Origin of the sequence: Flavobacterium sp. FlaQc-49, assembly GCF_044005985.1 — a bacterium.
In the GTDB taxonomy this organism is placed as follows: Bacteria; Bacteroidota; Bacteroidia; order Flavobacteriales; family Flavobacteriaceae; genus Flavobacterium; species Flavobacterium cupriresistens.
The window spans coordinates 15,517-39,742 of the sequence record NZ_JBIPCS010000007.1; the positions used below are offsets into that span (position 1 = coordinate 15,517).

General features: G+C 37.0%; 6 protein-coding genes. All 6 read right to left on the minus strand.

Annotation, left to right across the window (positions count from 1 at the left end):
* Positions 1-72: 72 nt before the first annotated feature.
* The 6 genes from ACHRV3_RS14950 to ACHRV3_RS14975 all read right to left on the minus strand — a co-directional run bounded on the left by ACHRV3_RS14950 (position 73) and on the right by ACHRV3_RS14975 (position 24,188).
* Positions 73-714, minus strand: coding sequence for a DUF1579 domain-containing protein (locus ACHRV3_RS14950; protein WP_395435245.1), 642 nt, complete (start codon positions 712-714; stop codon positions 73-75).
* Between the two features lie 49 nt (positions 715-763).
* Positions 764-1,735, minus strand: coding sequence for a DUF4837 family protein (locus ACHRV3_RS14955; RefSeq protein ID WP_230004009.1), 972 nt, complete (start codon positions 1,733-1,735; stop codon positions 764-766).
* A 46-nt stretch (positions 1,736-1,781) separates the two neighbouring features.
* A complete protein-coding gene (locus ACHRV3_RS14960; RefSeq protein WP_395435246.1) occupies positions 1,782-3,626 on the minus strand; it encodes a LysM peptidoglycan-binding domain-containing protein in 1,845 nt (614 codons plus the stop codon).
* Positions 3,627-3,735: 109 nt separating this feature from the next.
* On the minus strand, positions 3,736-4,923 hold the full coding sequence (locus tag ACHRV3_RS14965; protein ID WP_395435247.1) for a phosphoglycerate kinase: 1,188 nt from the start codon (positions 4,921-4,923) through the stop codon (positions 3,736-3,738).
* A 247-nt stretch (positions 4,924-5,170) separates the two neighbouring features.
* Positions 5,171-6,166 (minus strand): type IX secretion system membrane protein PorP/SprF, encoded by a 996-nt coding sequence (locus tag ACHRV3_RS14970; protein WP_395426284.1) that lies wholly within the window; start codon positions 6,164-6,166, stop codon positions 5,171-5,173.
* A gap of 43 nt (positions 6,167-6,209) precedes the next feature.
* A complete protein-coding gene (locus ACHRV3_RS14975; RefSeq protein WP_395435248.1) occupies positions 6,210-24,188 on the minus strand; it encodes a T9SS type B sorting domain-containing protein in 17,979 nt (5,992 codons plus the stop codon).
* Positions 24,189-24,226: the final 38 nt, after the last annotated feature.

Sequence of the window (24,226 nt, forward strand, 5' to 3'; positions counted from 1 at the left end):
ATCACAAGGTTTAAAAAAAGTGGCCGTCCCAATAATTTGAGACGGCCACTTTTTTGCCTTGTAGAAATAGGGTTACTGTTTCTTCATCAGGATTTCCATACTCTTGAATTCCTCCCCTTTTTTGACTTCAAACATTTCCATTTTACGAGTCGTGGCGTCTACGAAAGTGTATAATTCTCTGTACGGTGTTTTTTTGCCGTTTAATGGGTTTATCATGTCGCCTTTAAATTCTATACTTTTACTTTTTTCATCGTACTTGCCTATGGCTACCAACATACCGGTTCCCATGTTATCAATGAAAGTTGTAGTGTATTCTTTACTGGCATTATTGTAGGCTAAGGTGCTTTTACCCTCAAAGGATTGTCCCATCATCATTCCTTTGTAACTAGATTCCTGATAACGACCGCCAAGTATCATTTTAATGACTGCTGTAGAACTGGCTTTTTGAGGTTTGCCGTTCGGTTCCATCCAAAAAGTCATGTCACACTTCCAGGTACCATTTTCGTCAGCCATCATTTTGTGTGGAGTTCCGGGGGTTCCGTAAGCAATCCATGCTTTTTCTTGTGCCGCAGAATCGAGAGGTCGTTCTGCAATTGCTTCTTCTGTTTTTATACTGTCCGCAACTTTAGCATTATCGGCTTCGGTTTTCCCATCCTTTTTACAAGAAGAAAAACAAAATACGGACATCGATACTATCACATAAATTCTTTTCATAATTATCTCATTTAAAGTTTATTAAACAAAAGTAACGAAAAAACAGAAGCTATCTTTTATCTACTTTAACTGATTTTATGATCGCTTCAAGATCCAGCATTAAATCACGTTCTTCATCGGATGGGGAATAACAAAATCCTTCAATAACCAAAATTCTATTGTATGCCTCGTCAATAATAGCATAATTGATAAAAGGGCCGGTCATGAAATCATTTTTTAGTTCCCAGGTTCCTTTGGTCTCAAAAGTCTTCTTTCCGTTTAATTCCGTCACTAAAAAATAGGGTGCATAGGCTTCACCCGTTATCATTTGTGTATTGGTTTCCCGTCCTTTTATATATCGGCCAACAGAATCTCTCATTTTCACGATATCCTCTACAACATTAGACCCTCGTTTAAGTTTTTTTAAGGGAACTTGATAGATCAGCAAACTTGTACTGCCACTAATGATCTCCTTCTTTAGCCAGATAAAATTCTTTTTATGCAACATGTATTCGTATCCGCTGGGAATTTGCAAATCGATATGGAATTTATTCTTTATAATAGTCGGATGCAAAAGTGATTTGCTATTATCTTCCTGAATTTTCTGAATTTCGGCATCGCGAATCATTTTGATCATTTCAGCCGAATTTAATTCGATGCTGCAAATGATGTCATCGACCGATTTTGCATAAATCCGAAAGGTGTTGTGCGGTAAAGAATGGGGATTGTGTTTTATCTCGAACTTATCGATCGTGCCTTTTTTTATGACAATAATACTTCGGCTGTCGGTAACGAAGCCTTCAAGAAGTTTGGCAGGATATTGATTAATCGTAAACAAAGGTTCTTCCTGTGTAAGACCAAGAACCGGAGAGGCAAATTTATTTCTGACGCTGTCGCCCACTTCGCCATACCACAACTGATCATCGATGATAACAGAAATGGTGTTTGTTTTGCCTGATACAGGCTCAGGATGTTTGTCGTTTTTAAAACAAGAAACGAACAAACACGAAAGTAAAAGCAATAAAAAATGGGTTTTATTCATTTTTTTAATTTATGAAATAAAACCCAAATTTAGTTAAGATTTTTTATTATCCGTTTATTTTAAGTTTCATTCCCGGTTTTAAATCATCATCTTTAATTCCATTCCACTTTTTAATATCTGAAATTGTTACTCCAGGATACTTTTTAGAAATGCTATACAATGAATCTCCCTTTTTAACGTAATAGTCTTTACCTAAGTCTTTTGATACTGTTTTCTTTTTGAACGAATCAACAGAATTTGAAGCAATTGCTTTCGTTTCTACAGTAACCTCTTCAATAACAGCTGTGTTTTTAGAAACTACCAAAGTTTTTCCTAAAACAATATTATTTGAAGTCAGACTATTTAGTTCTTTTAAGTCAGCAATAGTCGTACCGAATTTTTTAGCAATACTACCTAAATTATCTCCGCTTGCCACAATATACTCCTGAGACTGCTCCGTTGCTTTTTCTTTATGATCTGCAGCTGCAATAGCTTCTTCATTCGCTTTTCTATCCAAATCCGGAGTTTTTAGCTCTTTCGAATTTTTAGCTATCGGATCATTTGCTTTGATTTTTAACGTTTTACCGTAAGCTACCGTGTTCGTTTTGATATTGTTCCATTTTTTTAATTCCGGAATCGAAACATCATATTTACTTGCAATTGAACCTAGATTGTCTCCTTTACGAACTTTATAAAATTGGATATCTTGTATGTCTTTTTCTACTTTCGCATCGACTTTTACTTTCGCTTTCGCTTTAGGCGCAACCTTCATAGCTAGTTGGGTAGGAAGACCTTTAAATTCAGAATCGTGTTTTACGTATGCGTAAATTTTATCCTCATTTGAAACAAAAGTTGCTACTTTATCTTTTGGTAAACGCAGATAATGCGCTTCGTTTTGATAAAACGGTACTATATTTAATTTGTATGAAGGATTTAAAAGTTGAATCTGTGCTTGTGGCATATCTAACAAATCAGCTATTTGTTTGAATGACATTTGCGACTTAACCTGAACCGTATCGGTTTCGAAGTTTTTTACTACAGCTCTTTGTGGATTAATACCGTGTTCTTTATGGTATTCAAAAAGATACATGGTAGCCAGGAAAGCAGGAACATACCCTTGTGTTTCTTTTGGAAGGTGATTGCGAATGTCCCAGTATTTTGTTTTTCCGCCCGAACGACGAATTGCTTTAGTAACATTTCCGGGTCCTGAATTGTAAGAGGCTAAAACAAGTTCCCAATTGCCAAAGATGTTAAACATCTTGGTCATGTATTCTGAACAGGCTGCAGTTGCTTTTAGAGGATCACTGCGTTCGTCAATATAGGAATCGATTTTAAGGGCGTATTGCTTTCCGGTTCCGTACATGAATTGCCAAATTCCTGTGGCACCCATTTTAGAAACTGCTTTAGGGTTTAAAGCAGATTCTACAACGGCTAAATATTTAATTTCCAACGGGACATTTTGCTTGGCAAAGGCGTCCTCAAAAATTGGAAAATAGTATTCTGATAAGGACATCAATCGTGAAAACGATTTTTTCCTGTTTTTTAAGAACGATTTTATAATATTCTCAAGTCCTTGATTGTATTCAATTTCAAAAGGCGATTTCCCATTCATGGCCTGCAGTCGCTGCTTGAGCAACTCGGTTGGCAATTCTTCATTGACCGACACATCTGAATTGATGGTTTGAATGTCTTTTGTTAAATCGTCGTATATATCCAGGCTCACTAATTCATTCATCCAGAGACTGTCTACACGTGTAGCCAGTTCATCTTTTTTGAAAGTACTCTTAACCGAATCTAAATACGATATTTTTACTTCAGGCTTAATTGGAGCGTCTGTATTTGCAACATCTTGTGCAAAAGCAGCGATCGAAAAAAAAGCTGAAACCGCTAAGGAAATTTTTTTTACAATCATAGAACATTTATTTCAATAGGCTATAATTCAAAGCATTATAACACCATCATTTTGCAAACTTAAATGGTTTACAGCTGAAAACTATCTAAAAAAATGTTAAAACTACGATTTAATCTAAAATCGCAGCGATTCCCGGAAGTACTTTTCCTTCTAACATTTCAAGCATAGCACCACCACCTGTAGACACATAACTCATTTTATCTTCGAAACCAAATTGCTTTACTGCCGCAACAGAATCACCTCCTCCAACTAAAGAGAAAGCTCCGTTTTCTGTAGCTTCTGCGATATAATCACCAAGGGCAATTGTACCTTTAGCAAAAGATTCCATTTCAAAAACACCTAATGGACCATTCCATAAAATAGTTTTTGACTCTAAAATTACTTTTTTGAAGCTTTCTAAAGATTTAGGACCTGCATCAAGACCTTGCCATCCATCAGGAATTGCTGTAACATCTACCACTTGCGTATTCGCCGTATTAGAGAAGTCATCAGCAGCGACAACATCAACAGGAATGTGAACCTGTACCCCTTTTTCTTTAGCTAATCTTAGGATTTCAAGCGCTAATTCTTGTTTATCATCTTCACAAATAGATTTTCCAATTTTACCACCAAGGGCTTTAACGAACGTAAAAGTCATTCCGCCTCCAATGATCATGTGATCTACTTTGTCCAAAATATTTTCGATAACCGTAATTTTAGAAGATACTTTAGATCCACCTAAGATAGCCGTTACCGGTTTTTCACTGTTTTTAAGTACTTTGTTTAAGCTTTCTATTTCTTTAGCCAATAAGGTTCCAAAACATTTTTCGGTTGGAAAGAATTGGGCAATAATAGTCGTAGAAGCATGCGCTCTGTGTGCTGTTCCGAAGGCATCATTTACATAGATGTCTCCAAGTGACGCTAATTCTTTCGCAAAAGCCACATCTCCAGCTTCTTCTTCTTTATGAAAACGCAAATTTTCCAATAATAGTACTTCTCCCGCTTTAAGATTCTTTGAAGCAGTCTGAGCAACATCTCCAACACAGTTTTCAGCGAACTGAACAGGAACTCCTAAAATTTCGGAAGCTGTCTTTAAAATATGTTTTAATGAGTATTTCTCTTCAACACCAGTTGGTCTTCCTAAGTGCGACATTAAAATTACACTTCCGCCTTGTGCCAAAATAGCATCAATAGTTGGTTTTGCAGCTTCGATACGCGTAGCATCCGTTACATTAAATTTTTCATCCAGCGGCACATTAAAGTCAACACGGATTATTGCTTTTTTATTTTTAAAATCGAAATTGTTTAAAGTTTTCATTTGATACTTATTTAATATTTTGAAAGAAAAACAAATATAGAACTTTTAAAGTAGTATTAAATTCGAAAAAAACAAAAATAGCGGGTCTATGAAAACGAAAACGTTGTAAATTATGAAAAAAAACAAATTTATATTTAAAAAAGATAAAAATGCTTATTTATATACTAACCGTTAAAACATACTGCAAACTAAAACTCCTGATCTTGTCAGAAAATTAGTTTGCAGTATACCTCAACTGTAAATTTTATTAATCGTGAACCGGACTTTGTGTACAAGGACAGCTACTAATAGATCCTAAGAAATCGAATCCGATAGTGACCATGTGCGTTCCTGAGTTGTAAGCTCCAAGATCATTGAACATCACCTGATACGAATACCCGAAGTAGAACTTAGATTTCATAAATCCGGCCATTGGTCCTACTGCCAAAGGTTTTCCAAACTGATCGTTTAGGAATCTATACGAAACCCCAACCCAGTAATAGTCTTCGTAACGGTTGTAATGTCTGTACTTGAAGTTAAAATCGGTACTGGAACGTTTATCATTTGCAAAATACTGGTAGTACACAGATGGTTCGTATTCTATTCGACTGTTTTCTGAATCTCTAAATACATATCCGGTATATACCTGATAATTGGATAACAATCGTGGTTCAAGTGCTCTGCTGGCATCCTTGCCGGTAACACCAAACTTGTCGATATTTTTCTTTAAGAGGTTATTGGCATTAAAACTAACATAAAAATCTTTGAAACGATATAAGGCACTGACATCAAAGTTATTGTTTGCTGTATATCGGTCGTCTGTAACATAGGCATCCAACGGTCTATCGGTCGAACTATCGAACTCATTAACATCAATTCGGAAAGTATTGAAGTTATATGAAATACCAAATGATAAATATTGTTTAGAATAATAATCTAAGATCAAATGGTGTGCAAAAGAGACTTTAGCACCGGTTTGTCTGGTGTATCCATTTTTATCATTATACATCGAAATACCAACTCCCGAACGATCGAGAATCCTGAAATCTGCATACACAGACTGGTTTTGAGGAGCATCTTTGACACCAACCCATTGTGTAAGTCCATTGGCCCTAATTCTAAGATTGTCGCCAATACCTGCATAGGCAGGAGAAAGAACAAAAGGGTTGTCGGCAAGATACTGCGTAAATACCGGTAGGTTTAACTCCTGGCTGTAACTTGTCGTTACAGCCATAAGTACTAAGGATAAAATTAATTTTTTCATTGTAATATTTTTTTTAGATAACATCATAGGGGCTATTATTTTGTTATCTGTATAAAGTGAAATGTCCAACAAACTCTCTCATATCTCTCTCATCATTTAGTTTAAGAACATACCAGTAATCACCAGAAGGTAATTCTATACCATTGTATTTACCGTCCCATTTTTGACCGTAACGGTATTTACCAACTTCACGACCGTATCTATCAAAAATAGAGAACGTTAGATTGTTGTAAATATTGGTACAACCAGGACCCCATTCGGTATAACTACCGTTTGGTGTAAAATAATTGTCAAGACAAACGTCTACAAATTCTCTGTAAAGATTTAATTCAGCTTCACAACCATTCTGATCTCTAACTATAATTTTATAAGTTCCTGTTTTGTAGAATTTAAATTTGTTAGAAGATGTAAACGGTCCTCCTTCAAAACTGTATTCGTAAGCAGGAGCTCCACCGCTAGCCGTAACAGAAATTACATTCATTTCCTGTTGACCGGTAGTCTCAGCTAAAGTCAATTTAGTATAGGCTTTTATTGTGAAATCATTAGTCTTATCCTCACATCCGTTTGCGTGACTTACCAAAATCCAATGCAAGCCCGGAGCAACATCTTTGAAAACCGGATCATTAGTTTTTGTTGCAGGATTTCCATCAAGTTGGTAAGTAATAAGTGATAAATCATAATTACTAGGATCTACTTTCACAATTACTCTATTTGCCTGTGCATTATCAACACAATCATAGAATATTTCAACTATCGGGTCAAGTATAACTGCATTTGGCAATGTTATTACTTCTTCATCTGAACAATCCTTACTATCCTTTATGTAAACAGTATGTGCACCACCACTAACACCAGGGAAAATAAAACGAATTTGTCCAACTGCTCCAAGTGTAAATGGTCCATTTTCACTTACTAAACTATAGCTATATGGTCCTGTTCCTCCTTTTACTTCAACTTCAAAAGAACCATCTTTATCACCTTTACAACGCTCAGGTACTGTGTTGGCTACAATTTCAGTAATTACAATTGGATCCGGTTGTTTAACCTCAACATCTTTGATGATGATATAACAACCATTTTCATCCTGAACCATAACATCGTAGAATCCTGGTTTCAAGTTTACGAATTTATTATCATCAAAGAACTGTTTGAACTCAGGCTCTATAGCATATTTATAAACTCCTGTTCCTCCTTGTGCATTTACTGTTATCACTCCGTTATTGTAACCGTTACAGCTTATATCTGTAGCAATTGCTACTGCCGTTAAAGGTGCTTTTGGTTCTGTAATATCGATTACAGCCGAAGGTTGCTCACAATCTACACTGCTTACCTTCACGATATATCTTCCAACTTTTAAATCGGTAAAGACACCTGGTGTAAGCTGAATCGGAGCTGGTATAATATCTTTTCCTGCAGCATCTTGTAAAGTATAGATATAGTTTCCTAAACCTCCTTTAGCAATCGCGGTAATAGCACCCGTAGCACTTCCACTACACATGATATCGATATCAACTAACTTGTCAAATGTTAACGCTGGAATTACAGGCATTTCTACATAATTAGACTCCGAACTTGTACATCCGTTTGCATCTTTTACAAAATACTTGTAAGTCGTTTTAGTAGTTATAAATGGTAACGTTATATCAATTGACGAACCTGTCATTGAAATATAGTTGGTACCATCTTCACTATAGAAATAAGGTGCAGTACCTCCTGTAGCACTAAGTGTAAGAACTGGGAAAACTTTACAAGTTTCGTTCGTTTTCGTATCTAGTGAAGCCTTAACTTTTGTAGGCTCAGCAATAGTCACTGTATTAGAAACTCCTTTACAAGTCCAGCTATCATTAACCGTTACAGAATACGTTCCGGCTTTAAGTCCTGTAAATTGCAGGGCTCCTTGTGATTGTTGGCTGATTACTGTTCCGTCTACTAAAGTTCCGTTCAAAGTATACGTATAGTTACCTGAACCACCTGTTACTGTATTAATCGTAACCACTCCATTTTCGTCATCATAACAAGCAAGTAATGGTGTAGCGCTGATCACAACGTCAATTGGTTTTGGAATCTCTAACACCACTGGTGTAGAAACTTCACATCCTTTACTGTCTCTCACAAATACCGTATAAGATCCCGGAATTAATCCTGGGAAAATTCTATCTGAAGAGTAAGCCACATTTACAGGTCCTACCAATTTAAACTCATAACCACCTGGCCATCCACCTTCAGCAGAAGCTGAAATTCTACCGTCTTTATTCCCTACAGCACAAGTGATATCATCTTTAGACGCTAAAATTGTTAATTCCGCTGTTGGTCCTTCAATACTAAATTCAGTTTGAACTGGACAGAACGGAGTGCTGTTTAATGTAGCATCTACTGTATAAGTACCACTTACCAAATTAGTAAGATCTAATTTAGCCGAAGTAGTAACTCCATTACGAGTTGCACCTGATTCTTTATGTGTAATCACATAAGTAAAGATACCTGCTTCATCTGTTGGAACAATGTTGTCAACCAATGTTAAAGTAGCGCTACCGTTAGCCTCACCAAAACAAATAACATTTTTCACATTAGAAGCTACGATTTTGAATGTATTTGGCTCATTCACTTTATGGAATTTTTCGATGCTACATCCCGTTACCGTGTTAGTCACGATAATTTTATATAGACCAACTTTTAATCCTGTAAACAATCCTGTAGGACTAGATGTAATAGGGTAAACCGTACCGTCAACACCTTCTAGGGTATACGTTAACGTTGGTAATGTTCCTATTGTCGAGATTGCCGAAACACGAATCGACTCATCGTCTTTACAAGTAATTGTAGTAACATCAATTTTTAAATCACTGATGTTAGCATATGGAGCAATAACAACACTGTTAGACTGACCTTGACAATTGTTAGAATCAAAAACAGTTACGGTGTATGTACCACCTAAATAATCAAATTCTGTAAAGGTATTTCTGCCGTCTTTTTGAACAGAAACTCCATTTCTAAAGAATTCGTAAATCACATATTTACCTGAACCTCCTGCAACAGAACCCGGGGTTACCGTGATTGTAGCATTGTTTGCGTCATTAGTACCCGCAGTACAAAGGTATTGCGTAACTGTTGGCAACAATACTGTAATAGGTTGCGGTTGAGGCACTGTAACAGTTGCTGTACCAGGACATCCTCTTCCTGACAATACACTTACGGTATATAATCCGAATGGTAAGTCATTGAAAATTGGTGAATCCTGAGCTGGTCTTGGAGTAAATCCGGCTGGACCAGTTAAACTGTACGTATATTTAGGATTATTATTTGATGCAGCTAACGTTACTGTAATAGTTCCGTCTGAACCACCATTACAAGAAACAGCTGTTGGAGCCAACTTAATTCCGGTTACCAATGTAGGAACCTCAATTTCTTTTACTACTTCTTTTTCACATAATGTAACAATATCTCTTACTTTAAAAGTATAAACTCCCGGAGCAAGATTTGTAAAGTTAGGTTGAACCTGACTTGTAGCCCAATTGTCTTTCGTATATACATAACTGTTTGGAGGTGTAACTGTACCACCCAAAGCTTCTAGTGTAATCTCACCATTCGTAGCATTACAAACCGGCATGATACTAACTCTTGCACGCAACTCAAGCGGATTTAAAATCGTAACCGGAGCAGCTGCTGTTGTTTTACATTGGTTTGCATCCATTACCGTTACGGTGTAGTTTCCTGCTGCTAAAACAGTAAAGAAACTACCGTCCTGGAATTGTTTTCCGTCTAAACTGTATTTTAAAGGACCAACTCCGTTTGCAGTAACATCAATTCTATATCCTGCAACGCTTGCACATTGGCTGGCCACTTTTACATCGGTAATTACCGGTAGAGGGTCAACAGAAATCTGTACGGTTTGGAAAGCAAAACAACCGTTAAGGTCTTTCACATAAACATCCCACGCATCAAACAATGGAGCGATCTTAGTCGTTGCAATTGTTTTAGTTCCTGATGCATCGTAGTCTGTAGCAACCGGTAAAGTTCCTGCAGGTACAAAAGCAAAGATATAATCCGGTGTACCACCCACAATAGTTGTTTTATCTACCGTAAGCACTGCTCCTTTTGTATTACAATTCTGATTAGCAACATTTACTTTCAATCCACTAATATTTAATACCGGTGGTTGTGTAAGAGTTACTTTATTTGAAAGTACGGTACAAGCAGGGTATGCTGTTTGTGTAACCTCAACTTCATAATCTTTTCCTGCTGCTAATCCTGTAATGATATACGGATTGTTAGTACCTGCATTTATAGCTGTTCCTGAAGCTACAGGGGCTCCTGCAAGAAGCACTCTGTAGTTGTAAGTTCCTGTATAATTTTCAATAGTAATAGTAATTTTTCCATCACTAAACCCGTCACAGGTTACCATTGAAGAAGCATTTGCAATTACTTTCATAATATTAAATAACGGAACGTTATAAACATCAGAAAGAACAGTACATAAAGTCGTTTTATCTTTGATTAAGAACTGGTATGAATGACCGGCATCTGCGGCTATGTATTTGAACGTACTTGTTCCAACCGGAACCTGAACTACGCCACCAAACAATACACCATCTTTATATACCTGGTATTCAAAATTAGCAGTACCACCAGCAATAACTACGTTTATAATTTCACCTGCATTGGTACAATCTGCTTTAGTATCTAAACTAGTTGTAGCAGAAATCAATGTAGGGAATGCATTTATTGAAATTTGAACATCATCAACACATCCGTTTGCATCTTTCACATAGAATGTAAGAGTCTGAGCAGATTTGTTGTCTACGTTGAATACGTTCGTAGTCTTCCAATTACCAGTTGCGATATCGCTATACGTATAATCTGAAACTAAACCTGCTCCTACACCACCTGCACCAGTAACGGTAACAATTGTTGTGTTAACAGTATTTGTAGCAGAACATGTAAATGGCGAAGCAACAGCCGAAGCTACAACCGGATTTGGTTCATTAATTACCACGTTATCAGAATCTGAACAACCTCTGGCAGAAGTCACCGTAATTGAATACGTACCTGCAATTAAATCTGTAAATAATGGATTATTCACCTGAGTAACGACAGTACCAACCGTTGGCGCTGTACGCTGAATAGTGTAGGTATAATCCGGATTATTATTAGAAGCAGCCAAATTAATTAAAATTGAACCGTCTCCTGTAATACCCTGAGTACCTGAACAACTTGGCGAAGTTGGAGTAGCAGTAAACACAACCGGAGTTGGAGCTGTCATAACAATCGCCGGAATTGGGTAAGAACATCCTTTAGTATCGTATACTGTAAATACATAACTACCTGCAGCAGTTACCGTATAGTCAGCAAAAGTAGCAGCGGCATTAGCAAATGCTACCGGTGCAGAAGGAAGTCCTCCGTTTATTGCTACTGTGTAGCTGTAAGCAGGATAACCTCCAACAGCTTTTACTCTGATTGTTCCGTCAAGAACACCTGTACAATAAAGGTCTTTTCTGTTTTCTACCGAAGCAAAAAGCTGACCATTGATCTTAGTTGTTGCAGTAGCTGTACAACCAAATATATCTCTAACTGTAATGGTGTAATCACCTGGTTTTAAACCTGGGAATGAACCACTAGTTTGCCAGTTTGTACCATCAATACTAAACTCGTATGGTGTTACCGCATGTGGCGCACCTACAGAAGTAGCACTAACGTTTATAGTTGTTGAATTATCACTTATATAACAGTAATTTGAAGCATCTATTGTAATAGTTGGCTTAACCGGTGCTGTTAACGTAAATGAATCTGTTAGCACGCAACCGTTAGCATCTCTTACAGCAATAGCATAAGTTCCTGTTTGTGTAAGACCACTAAAAGTTCCGTTGGTATTTGTCAAAACAACTGTATCAGGTTGCGTCACGCTAAAGGTGTAATTACCCCAACCATTCAGAGCTGTTATAACAACCCCACCAAAAGTAGTACAACCTAATGGCGTAACCACTTTACTCATCGTAAGTGCAGCCGGTGGAGCAGTAATTGTAAATGGCTTAGTCATTTCACAATTTGTTACATCATCGTACACTCTTATAGAATGCGGACCAGCAGCTAATCCTGTCAGATCAATTTTTGCTGCAGTTAAACCTGTTACGGCAGCTAAACCATCTAATTCATAACGATAAGTTCCTCCTACCACTGAACCAAAACCTGATACGAAGAAAGAAGCTTTCCCGTCTATGGCTGTAGAACAAGTGATACCTGTTGTAGATTGTACAACAATATTAATTTTTGTAACGTCATTGATACGCAATGGTCTTTGGAAAATACAACCATTTGCATCTTTAACCTGGAATACGTAATCTATATTCGGTTTAATATTTCCGAAAGTAGCAACTGGACCATTGTCAATCATTTCACTAACAGGTGAAACAATTTGATACGTAAGGGCACCAACACCATTATCAACTCCTGAAACAACAACAGTTGTTGTCAATTGTGTACATGTAATGGCTACTCCTGGTGTCAAATCAAAATCCGATGGAGGGTTTAATTTAAGGATATCAACAGTACCTGACTTAGCACAACCATTTGTATCTCTTACACTAAATGGAATATTTAATTGATCCGCTTTAGTATCAATAACGTAATAAGTGTTTTTAGTAGTGAACGCACTATTGTTAAAACTATATTCATAACTACCGCTACCTCCTGTTGCAGACAAAACAACTTTAGCGTCTTGTCCAACATTTGCAGGGCCGCAAGTTAATGGGTCAATAACCGGAGCAGAAATAAATACTTCTGTTGGCTGACCTAAAATTACAGAACCTGGAGCTTCACAACCTAAATTATCTTTTACAATGTAATTATAAGTTCCGGCCGCAACGTCATAAATAGTTTTTGTTGTGAATAATGATCCATCAAAACTATATGTATAAGGTCCTTTTCCACCTGTAGCCGATAACTTAACACTTCCTGTACCACCAAAACATAAGGGTTGAATAGGGTTTGAAGCCGGTACAATTGGTACAATGGCGTCAATAGTTATAGGATTTGTGTCAATAGGACAACCATTTAAATCTGTAATTCTGAATACATACGTATCTGCAGCAGCTGCAGGAACCGTATAATCAAATGAGGTTACACCGGCAACAACAGTTGTTACAGGAGTAAATGCTGCAAAACCACCAAGGCCTTTCTTAACCTGGTACGTATATGGAGTTGTTCCGTTTTTAACTTCAACATGAATAACAGCATCTTCAACAACAGCTCCTGTCACAGAACAAGCCAAGACTTTGTCGATAGTAGCCACCGCAATTGGTGTTGCATTTATGTTTATAGTATGTGTAATTGGACAACCATTTTTGTCCGTAATAATAATCGTTTGCATTCCGGAATTAAGACCAGAAGCTGTATAAATTAATGTGGTAAGTGGAATTGGATTTCCACCATTAACACTTACTTTATATGGCGCCATTGAAGGTGTTGGGTCTGTTACTGTAACCGTAACAGCAAATGCTCCTTCTAAAGCACAATGATTCACTACACTTAAAGCAAATACCGGATTTGGATCTAAAAGAACTTTAACTGTTTTTTCTGTAATACAGTTATTGGCGTCTTTAACCCAAACCAAATAATCTCCTGACTCCACATAGAATGTACCTGTGTTATGAGTAGGTAAAAATGAAGCTACAGTTGGCTTAGTATCATCAGCAGCGTTAAAACCAATTGATCCGTTATCCGTAACAATTTGGTATAAATAAGAACCCGCTCCACCAGAAGCCTGAGCACTAACAATACCAGCCTTTGGATTACAGTTATCATTTTTAAGAGAAGACGCCAGTAATGTTAAAGGTATTGTTGCTTCTTTTATTTCAAACATAGTTGAAGCAGCTTTACATCCAATAACAGCTCCGTTCTTTTCTGTGAATACGATATAATATCTTCCCGGAATTAATGTTCCAGGCCCTGTTGCAGGATATGTTTTAGTAAATGATGTACCTGTAATTACTTCGTTTAATACAGGGCTTATTACTGCATTATCCTGATCTCTGAAAATTTGGTAATCAACAGAAGTTGTCCCTGCAGCATATCCGGTAACTGTAAATGTTACTTTACCATCACCAGCTCCGTTACAAGTAACGTTCTGAGCAGTTGGAGTTCCAACTAAACTAGAAGCTGGAGCTATAGGACCACTTGCCGTTTTTAAGAAATAACAATTTGTAGTTAAATCATGTACCACAAAGGTATAAGTTACACCAGGTATAAGAGGATTAAATGTTTTGGTATTACCATTAACAACATCTGGTCCTGAATAGTTATTCGTATATGGAGGCGTATTAAATTCTAGTATTCCAAACGCATAATTTCCACTACCAACTGACGCAACAGCCTTAACAATCGCAGTTCCTCCTGAAGTACAATCAGAAGCAGTAGAAATATCAATTTGTAAATCGTTTGGCGGTGATGCCATAACTTTCTCTACCGATACCGAACAGTCGTTTTGGTCTTTCACTTCCACCGTATAAACACCAAAATTGATAATATCAAACTTGTGATTTTCTCGGGTAGTAGTGGTATGAGAAGCCTTATACCCAAAATTATTACTAATATAGTAGGTATATTGTCCTGTTCCACCCGTAGCGCTAATTACTGTAATGGAACCTAAAGTCGATCCCGGAGGTGTTGACGTTGGATCACATTCTATATTTGCCACAATAGTATCAAAATCAATAGGATCCGGAGCCACAACAAATACTTGCGCCGCTCCTGACACCACGCAACCTTTAGCATCACGAACCTGATAGGTGTATCCTAAACCAGTTCCTGTTGCTCCGGCTAAATCTGTAAAATACCCCGTAGTATTACTTGTAACCCAATTATCGATTGTATAAGTAAACGGAAGAACTCCACCAGAAGTAACCGAAATTTGAATGGTTCCTTCTTTAGAAGAAGTACATTTTGTTCCTGTCGCTACTGCAGTAATAACAGGAAGTATAGGCGTTGTAACGGTTACCGCAACTGTACTTTCTGCCTCACATCCGCCAGAAATAACTCTGAAATAATAGTCACCGGCAGCTGATGTAGTATAAACATTACCAGCAATTGGTGTATAAACCATTGAAGGTGCTTTTCTAACCTCATATGCATAAGTAGCTCCACCACCAACAGCAGACAATGTAACCTGCGCATTTGTAGTTGTAAAAGGAGCAACTATACTACAAGTAACATCTTTAACCGGTGTTACTGTAAGTTTTAATTGATTGTTGACATTTAAAACAAAAACCGGCGATATACAGCCGTTATCATCTTTAATAGTCAAATTATAAGAACCCGGTCCCGGAATATTTTTAATTGGATTTGAAGAATAGTTTCCGTCAACACCATATAAAATACCTGAACCTGCGTAAACAGTTCCTGACATTGTTATATTTAAGGTACCACCTGTATAACAAGTTGTTCCTATTGGATCTATTGTTGGTGCTGCATCGCGTACTACATTTACCGGAATATTCTGAGAACAATTTCCGTTTTTATCTTTTACATAAGCAACATAGGCTAAACCATCAACAGTCGTATTTTTAGTAAAAATACCTGAAGTATTGTAATCTGCTGCCACAGGAGTAACTCCCAATTTTACAACAGCAAATTGCAATGGTGCTACCCCACCCGAAGCGGTAACTTCGATTCTGGATTCTACTGTCGGTGAACAGAAAACCTTTGAAGCAGTAGCTTTCAAATTAATAATTGCAGCAGGTTGTGATAATACAACACTATCGGAATCTTTACATTTAGTCGCACTATTGATTACTAAAAAAGTATAGGTTTCATTCCCTTTTAATCCGGAGTAAAGAACAGTATCTCCTGTTTTCACACCTCCGGTAATTGCACCTGATACGCTTCCTGTTAAAGTATAGGTATAGCCACCTGCAATGTTTCCTCCAACAGTAAACTTAATTTTACCATCGCTTACTCCATTACAACTTACGTTTGTATCAACTACACCGTTCACATTAATTGGTGTTACATTGATAATTTCAAAATTATCACTTACTGTACAACCGTTAGCATCTGTAATAGTAAAGTAGTATTTACCAGGGGCTAAATCTGTAAAGGTGTGCGACTGCGCAACAATTCCTGTTTCAACAGGTCTTGCCGGTGCAATTGCAGCTGTTGTACTAGTGATTTCGAATTTAAATGGTGATATACCATTCGTTATTGTTACTGTTAAATCAGTATCTAATTTCGTAGGATCACAACTGATTACTTGTTGCTGTGCAAAAATCAAAGCACTTGGTGGTTTTAATGCAAGTATAGTAGTAGTTGCTGTTGTTGTACAATCATTGGCGTCTTTTACTGTAATTGTTACCAAACCAGGCTTATCGGTTGTAAATGTATTTGAATCTACAAACCCTCTTCCATCACCATAATCATATTTATATTTTCCTCCTGTAAATGGAGTACCATTAATTGCCGTTACGGTAACTGTAGCAGCTTCTGGTGCATTTGCCGGCCCACATTTTAATTTTGTTGCATTAGCAGTAGCACTCAAAGCAATCGCAGGTTCTGTAACTGTAACGGATACAGGTAGAGAAGGACAGCTTTTTGCATCTATCACAGTAACACTATATGTTCCTGCTTTTACATTTGTAAATACATTACTTGTTGTTTGTGAAACTACTGAACCTGTTGTTGGTGCAGTTGGTGTTAAAACATAGGTATAACTTCCTGCAACAGGATTTGTTACTACCGTAATTGTTCCTGTAGCGCCTCCTTTACATTTTATAGCAGTAGGAGTTGCAGAAGTAACAATCGGTTTTACCAATGTGTTTATCTTTTGATTTACAACTGCTGAACAAGTTTTAGTGTCTGAAATCTCAAAATAATAAGTAGCAGCACTACTAACCGGATGCGTAAACGATGTTTGTCCCGTCGAAAGTGTCGTGAAAGGTTCCGAAGTAAATGTACCTGTTGTATTAACTCTGTATTTATAATTTGGATAACCGCCCGCAATATTAAATACACTAATTACTGCATCCGGTGAACCAAGAGAACAATCCAAATCTTTATCTATCTTGATACTTGCTGTTATTGGTGAAGCAATCGTCGGTACTGTTAAGGTTTCATAACACCCTGTAAAAGTATCTGTTACAAGTATTTTATGATCCCCAGGAGTTACATTTGTAAACGTTCCATGATTCTGAGTGGTTCCGTTGTCTAACTTATAGACATAGTTTGGTGCTGCATTAGGAGATACTCTTATGGTAGCTCCGGCTCCTTTAGCACAAAAATCTGAGGTTACATCTATTTTTACGTCTATAGCTACTTTATCATTGATCGTGAAATCTTGAGTTTTTGAACAGCCATTTAAATCGGTTACGACAACAGAATACGTTCCTGCTGTTAAATTACTAAACGTTTTAACCGTTTGCGTAATAGCAGTACCTGCGGGAGCAGTTGGTGTAACTACATAAGTGTATGGCAACCAACCTCCAACTGCGTTTATAATAGCGGTTCCTTTTTCCTTACAAGTAACATGCGTTAATGTTGGTAAATTTAAAGCTAAAGCTGCTGTCGGTGCTAAAATATTTACCGTTTGCGTAGCAAAACAAGTAGTTGCTGTATTAGTAACAGTAATTGAATGTGTACCTGCATTTAAATTTGGTACAGAGATCTCAAATGAAGTTCCTGCTGCCGGAGATGTTCCGGTTTGAACTGCCCCAGAATCTACTGTATAACTATAAGCTACACTATTCCCCATTCCTGAAACAGTAAATATGGCTGATCCTTTAGAATCTCCCAAACACATCACATTGATTTGTGATTTAACTGTTACCGAAATAGTTGGCAATGAGGCAATAGAAATTTCTTTCTCGAATTTACAATTATTGGCATCTGCTACTTCAAACTTATAAGTAATACCGGCATCTAAACCAGCGAATACGTTACTTGGCTGATAAGTACCAACTGTAGGTAAAAGCATTCTATATTTTAACCCTGTAGTTGGCACAGCAATTCCAGCTGCATTGACAACATTTGAAATGGTTACATTCGCTTTATTAGTTGGACAAGTTACTGCTGTAGGAGTAAGTGTCATTCCCTTAGGCGGGTTTAACGCTACTATAGTTCCCGCAGGAATTGTTTTAGGACATGATTTGGCATCTGTAATAGTTACGGTATAAACACCCGCTGCTGTTAAACCACTAAATACATATGTTGATTGTGGACCGGCTACTGCTACTCCATCTTTATACAATGTAAACTTATAAGAACCATTTCCACCAAAAAGACTTGCACTTGCAACTGTAATAGTAGCAGGATTATCGCAGGTATATGGGGTCGTTATTGAGGCTGTACCTGTTAAATCTTCAGGTTGGAAAACCTTAAATTTATTTTGTATCTGACAACCTTTAGCATCTTTAACAATATAAGTATATTCAGTACCGGCAACTGAACCAACTAAAGGACCATAAGTATCTTTACTAATAAAAAGTCCCTTACCATCAAATTGAAAAGTAAACGGAGCTACTCCTGTTAAACCTATAAGTTTAACTTTACCATCGTTAGCGCCAAAACAAGTTACATTTTCTACTTCTTCTTTTCCTGTTACAGCTACTTTATCATCAACTTTTCTGTCAATACTAAAAGTACATTTGTTAGCATCTTCTATATCAAAAGTATATGTTCCGGCTGTATCTGCAGAATAGGTAAAGGTTGGTCCTGTAATAGCACCACTTGTAAATAAAGTAGTAGCACCTCTTTTAACCACATACTTATACGGTGCAGTACCACCTTCTATAGTAACTTCTATAGTAGCATTTGGCGCAACCGGGTCACAGCTTAGTGTATTTTTAATTTCTGTTTTAGCCGTAATTTTGGCGTCAATTTTTTGACTTACCGCAAGGGCTTCGCAATTATTATCATCTGTAATTAAGAAGTCATACGTTCCTGTAGCAGTTGCCGTGTACTTAAAACTTGGCCCTGCAAAACTAGGACTAGGATCGCTGTAAGTTCCGCCGTTAACTTTTACCTGGTAGGTATATGGTCCTATACCACCCTTAATAGTAACCGTAATTTCCGCTTTATTATTATCAAAACACAAACCTGTATTGGCTACAACTTCTGCTGTAGGTTTTACCGGTTTATCAATAATTAAATCTGTACCTGTGGTACCCGGACATAAATTTCCGTCTGTTCCGGTTACCGTATAAGTTCCCGGTGGGATATTCGTTAATATTCCATCCGCCGGGAAAGTTTTAGTAAACGGTGAATTTTTATCTTTTAGTGTTACAACATAAGGTTCAACCCCTCCGGCCGCCGTTACAGTAACGGTTGCATTGGTTTTACAATTTGCAATACTTGCTTTAGCAGTTAAAACAAATGAAGTAGGTGTCGTAATTTTTGTAAGTATCGTAACACTACAAAGTATTCCAGATGGTGCTGCAGGATTGTCGTATCTCACACGAACATCATAGTCACCAGCTGCTTTACCTGAAATATCAACTTGAGCAGTTGTTGATTTAGCCCATGTCGCTCCTCCATCTATGGAATAAAAGTAACCTTTCGCTGTATCGAAATTTTCAGCAACAATACTGAAACCACCATCTTTGTCCCCGTTACATTTTATATTTTTAATTCCTTTTACAGTAGCTGTAAATGCTTTTTTATCTTGAATAATAAGTTTAAGCTTCTGCTCAGACAAACATGATTTTGGTAGTTGACGGACCCAAATATCATCAATAACTAAGTCATTACCATCATAAACTTCACTTCCTGAACGTACGACAAAAGTTAAGTTTGTATTATTACCAGGGTTCATTTTTATACTAATTGGAACCCATTTTCTCCTGTTTACATCATAAGTACCAGGTGCAATTGCCCCAGTATTATCTGTTGCAACAACTTGTCCTGAAGAATTAACTAATTCAACTTTAATATATGGAGCTTTAGATGCATCGCCAACACCCGGATTTAATAAGTTTCCGACGTAAAAATCTACGATTATATCCTGATTAGGAATAACGTCTACAATTGGTTTACTATAAAGAACACCATATTTTCCAGCTGCAGATCCAATATTTACCAATAAAAATCGTCCATTAGGATCTCCAGTATTGTTTAAATTATTTGGATTTGTGGTATGATCTTTAAAGTGAAACCATGCTCCTGTATTATTGCTTAACAAATCGTCATCTCTCCAAAAGAAACTTGCAACAGAATATTGATTATCTTCAACCGACCTTGTTGGGTTAGGACATTGATAAGGCTTTAAAACTCTTTGATCATTAAAACAATATGCAGAAGCAATACCTGGCGAAGTTGTTGGGGCTCCGCTACCAAAATCTTCTTTCAATAAATTACTGAAAGTTGGAGCAGATACCAATTTATATTTTACAATAATATCGTAAGTACCAGCCGGAACATCTTTAAAGACATTTGGTGGCACATTAGTATTTAAGGTTGTTCCTAAATAATACTCATAGGTATAAGTTGTACTTGGATCGGTTGTTACGGTAACCGTAGTGGTTCCTTTTCCGTCACAAGTATAGGCTGTTGGTTGTACAGTGAAAACCGGATCAGACGGTTTCGGGTCTAAAACAATACCCGACATTTCATAAATACAATCTGCAGCATCCTTAATCAATAAAACATAAGGTGTGGCTCTTGGCTCTACATAAGCCTGATTTGAAGTTATCCATGTACCTCCACCATCAAAACTATAACGGTATAAATTTGGCGCAGCGAAAGGAATACCTCCCTGAGCATTTGTAATTCTTACCAATCCTTGGTTTTCATGACCAGTTGGTCCGCAACCTGATAATTCGGCAACTCCCGCTGATGCAGTCAATTTTGATGCTGGTCCTCCAACAATTACTTCTCTGGCCAGATCAAAACATTCATCTGTACCATAAGTATATTTAACGATTACACTGTATTTACCCGGATTCAGGTTAGTAGTAGGCGATGTAGTATAAGCACCACCATCTACATTATAAGAAACTGTATAACCAGAATTTGATGGCGTAACCACCATTGAAATTTCACCTCCGTTATCATTATAACATTTACCATTTTTGGTATTGAATGTTACAGTAGGTTTAAGAATATCCGTAACTTTTATTGGTGGTATTGTAACGCGACATCCCTTATCATCTACTACCACAATATTGTATTCTCCACTAGCCGGTAAAGGTCTTGTTACCGGAATTTTAGGATCTGTAACATAATCTGTACTACCATTTACATAGTATAAATAATAAGGTGGTGGTCCTGGTCTTGGAGTTCCACCGCTTACTGATACTAAAATTTCACCATTAGCACAAGCCGTGAGTGGTTTAGTAAGATTTGCTGAAGCTGTTAAACGATAATCGAAAACTTCTATTTCGTCGATTTTGTTACAACCATTATGATTTGTTGCGCTTAAAACCTCATACTTACCTGGTGCAACACCTGTAAATGTGACATAATTATTATCAATAAGTCCTGAATTCTGAATCTCAACCGCACTTCCCACTGCTCTTAAGATAAATCTGAATTGACCCGGTACATTATTAATAACCGCTTTTACTGTCCCTAGTTCACCATTACAACGTGGATGTGTTGCTGTAATTTCTGTGCTAAAAATAAGTTCTTCGACATTCACTTCAACATGAAACGGACAAGAAGAAATTTCTCCGTTTACAAATACAGTCTGTCTGATCTGAACATCATAAAACCCTTTCGCTAAATTATTAAATACATTTGAAGCTTGGTAGTTTACACCGTCAAGACTATAAGAATATCCGGTATTTGGAAGTGGATTTGTAACCGTGATCGATCCCTTAGTATCACAAATAATATCTTGTTTATCTGCTTTTGGATCTAGTAAATTTTGATATACATTAAAATAATAAGTAGCGATACAAGTATTACCATAATTCACTACAAGTCTAAAGACACCAGGTCTGTCGGCAATATAGTCAGGTCCGGTTTTAACAGTTGTCCAGTTTGTTGCTCCTTCATAAGGACAGGTATCCGGGCCTGGAGTTGCCGGAAGATCTTTAGTTTCTTGCCAAACAATACTTTCTGCTCCAATAATTCCGGTCACTAATGGTCTTTTATCGTTTAAACCACATAAAAAGATCTTAGGAAAAGGTTTACCATCTCTTACGCAGGTAATCACCTCACCTGTTAGGGGATCAATGTTGTCTCCTTTTATTGGATTCTTCTTAGCTCCTGTAAGATAATCAACTACGTTAAAAGTTTGTTTGATCGGTTTACAATTTACCGCTCCGCTATTTTCAACGGTATAAGTCCCGGCTTTAGTTACCGTTACCTGTTGGTTATTGCCTCCAAAAACAACTCCGTTTTGATCTTTCCATATATAAGTGGTATAACCGTTGGCTGCTTTTAAAGTTGCAGTATCACATAATGACACGTTTCTATTAAACAAACATTCGTCAATACCAACTAAGAAATTGGTCGATGTAGGCTCTCCAACATTACAAGAAGAAATAGTAGAAAAACTACCTTCACCAAATCCTTCAGGACTGGTATTTTTATCTCCATAATATTTAGAAATAGCCGTGTTTTTTATTTCATTAGAACAGGCATCCACTAATTCATTACAATCTTTTACGACTCTAACTTTAAACTTAAGAATGTACTCTGCTCCATCTGCAGGAACAAAACTATCCGGTATACTAAATACCAGCGTTCTTGTTGCTGCTGTATAGGTAGCGGTAATACCCGGATACGTTTTTAAAATATCCGCTGTACCGTTAAAAATTACATTATTAGGAAGAACGTCGGTAATAGTAAACCTTTTAGCATTGTCATTACCTTCATTTCTAAATTTAATTTCATATCTAAGTTCCTGATCCAGTTTTACCGGTTGTGATCCGATATTATTATCATCTTCATCTAATACATTCTTTTTAAGAACTATTTTCGGAGCGATAATTTCTACCGATAATGCATTAAAAAACATAAAATAAGAGTCTCCTGATGTACTAATCCTAAGCGTAGCATTGGTCTCATCATTCTGCATTATTTTATTCTTATCATTATCAACCTTAATAACACCGGCATCATAACCTAATGTATTTCTACTGGCTGGTTGTCGACCCGCCAGAATAATATCTCCATCAGTTATGGTACTGTTAAAAAAGTTTGGCTCACTGGACGTAATTGGTCTCACTAGAGATTTAATCGGTCCGTAAGCAGCTGATTTTGCTCCTTTAATGAAAAGACCATCACCTGTAATTCTATTATCCCCTTCTAATGCACTAAAAGCTAATTTTACATTTACGTCTCCAAAAGGATTCGTTCTAAAACCCGAAATAGGAATATCTAATGGCGGATCAGCATCTCTAATAATACTAAAACCATCAAAACTCGTAATATATTTACTTGGGAGCAATGGATCTTTATAAATCACAAAAATAGACCAACCGGCAGAATTACCACCGTCACCATTTAATATCCCCTCAGAACATACTAAATCAGCGACCGTGTAAACACCTTCTTTCGCTGCTTTAACCTCGTCTGTAATCTCTTTAAAACAAGCATAGGGCTTTGATTTATATACACCAGTAACACCCGTACCTCCTTCATCATAAATTAGTGTACCGGTAATCGCTTTATAAGCAGCACCAGCTTCAGGTGTTTTTAATCTAACTTGATTGATTTTGCTTCGATCAGATCCTTGATAGGTTCCTGACCAATATAAAGCAGCATAAACAATTTCAAAACAGCTTTTACTGGCTTGTGGAATTGTTAATGTTGCTGAACTTGAATTAAAGCTGGTTTCATTGTCGATATCAATATTTCGCATATCGAATCGGTCATTGTACTGGCTTCCACTACCAACATCATTATACGCATCATTTGGCTTTTGCCCAGTTCCATTATCTCTATTTAAGATATTGTTTCCAATAACTAAAATATCTCCATTCAAACTGGTCGTATATCGCGAACTGAAGCTTTTTCTTAACTGAGAATAAGAAGAAAAACTTAGCAATAACAGTACAACTGCGATTAACGTTTTAAAAATAGTAGGTTTTTTCATAGTCCTTTTTATTTACTTAAACTTTATTCTCTAAGGGG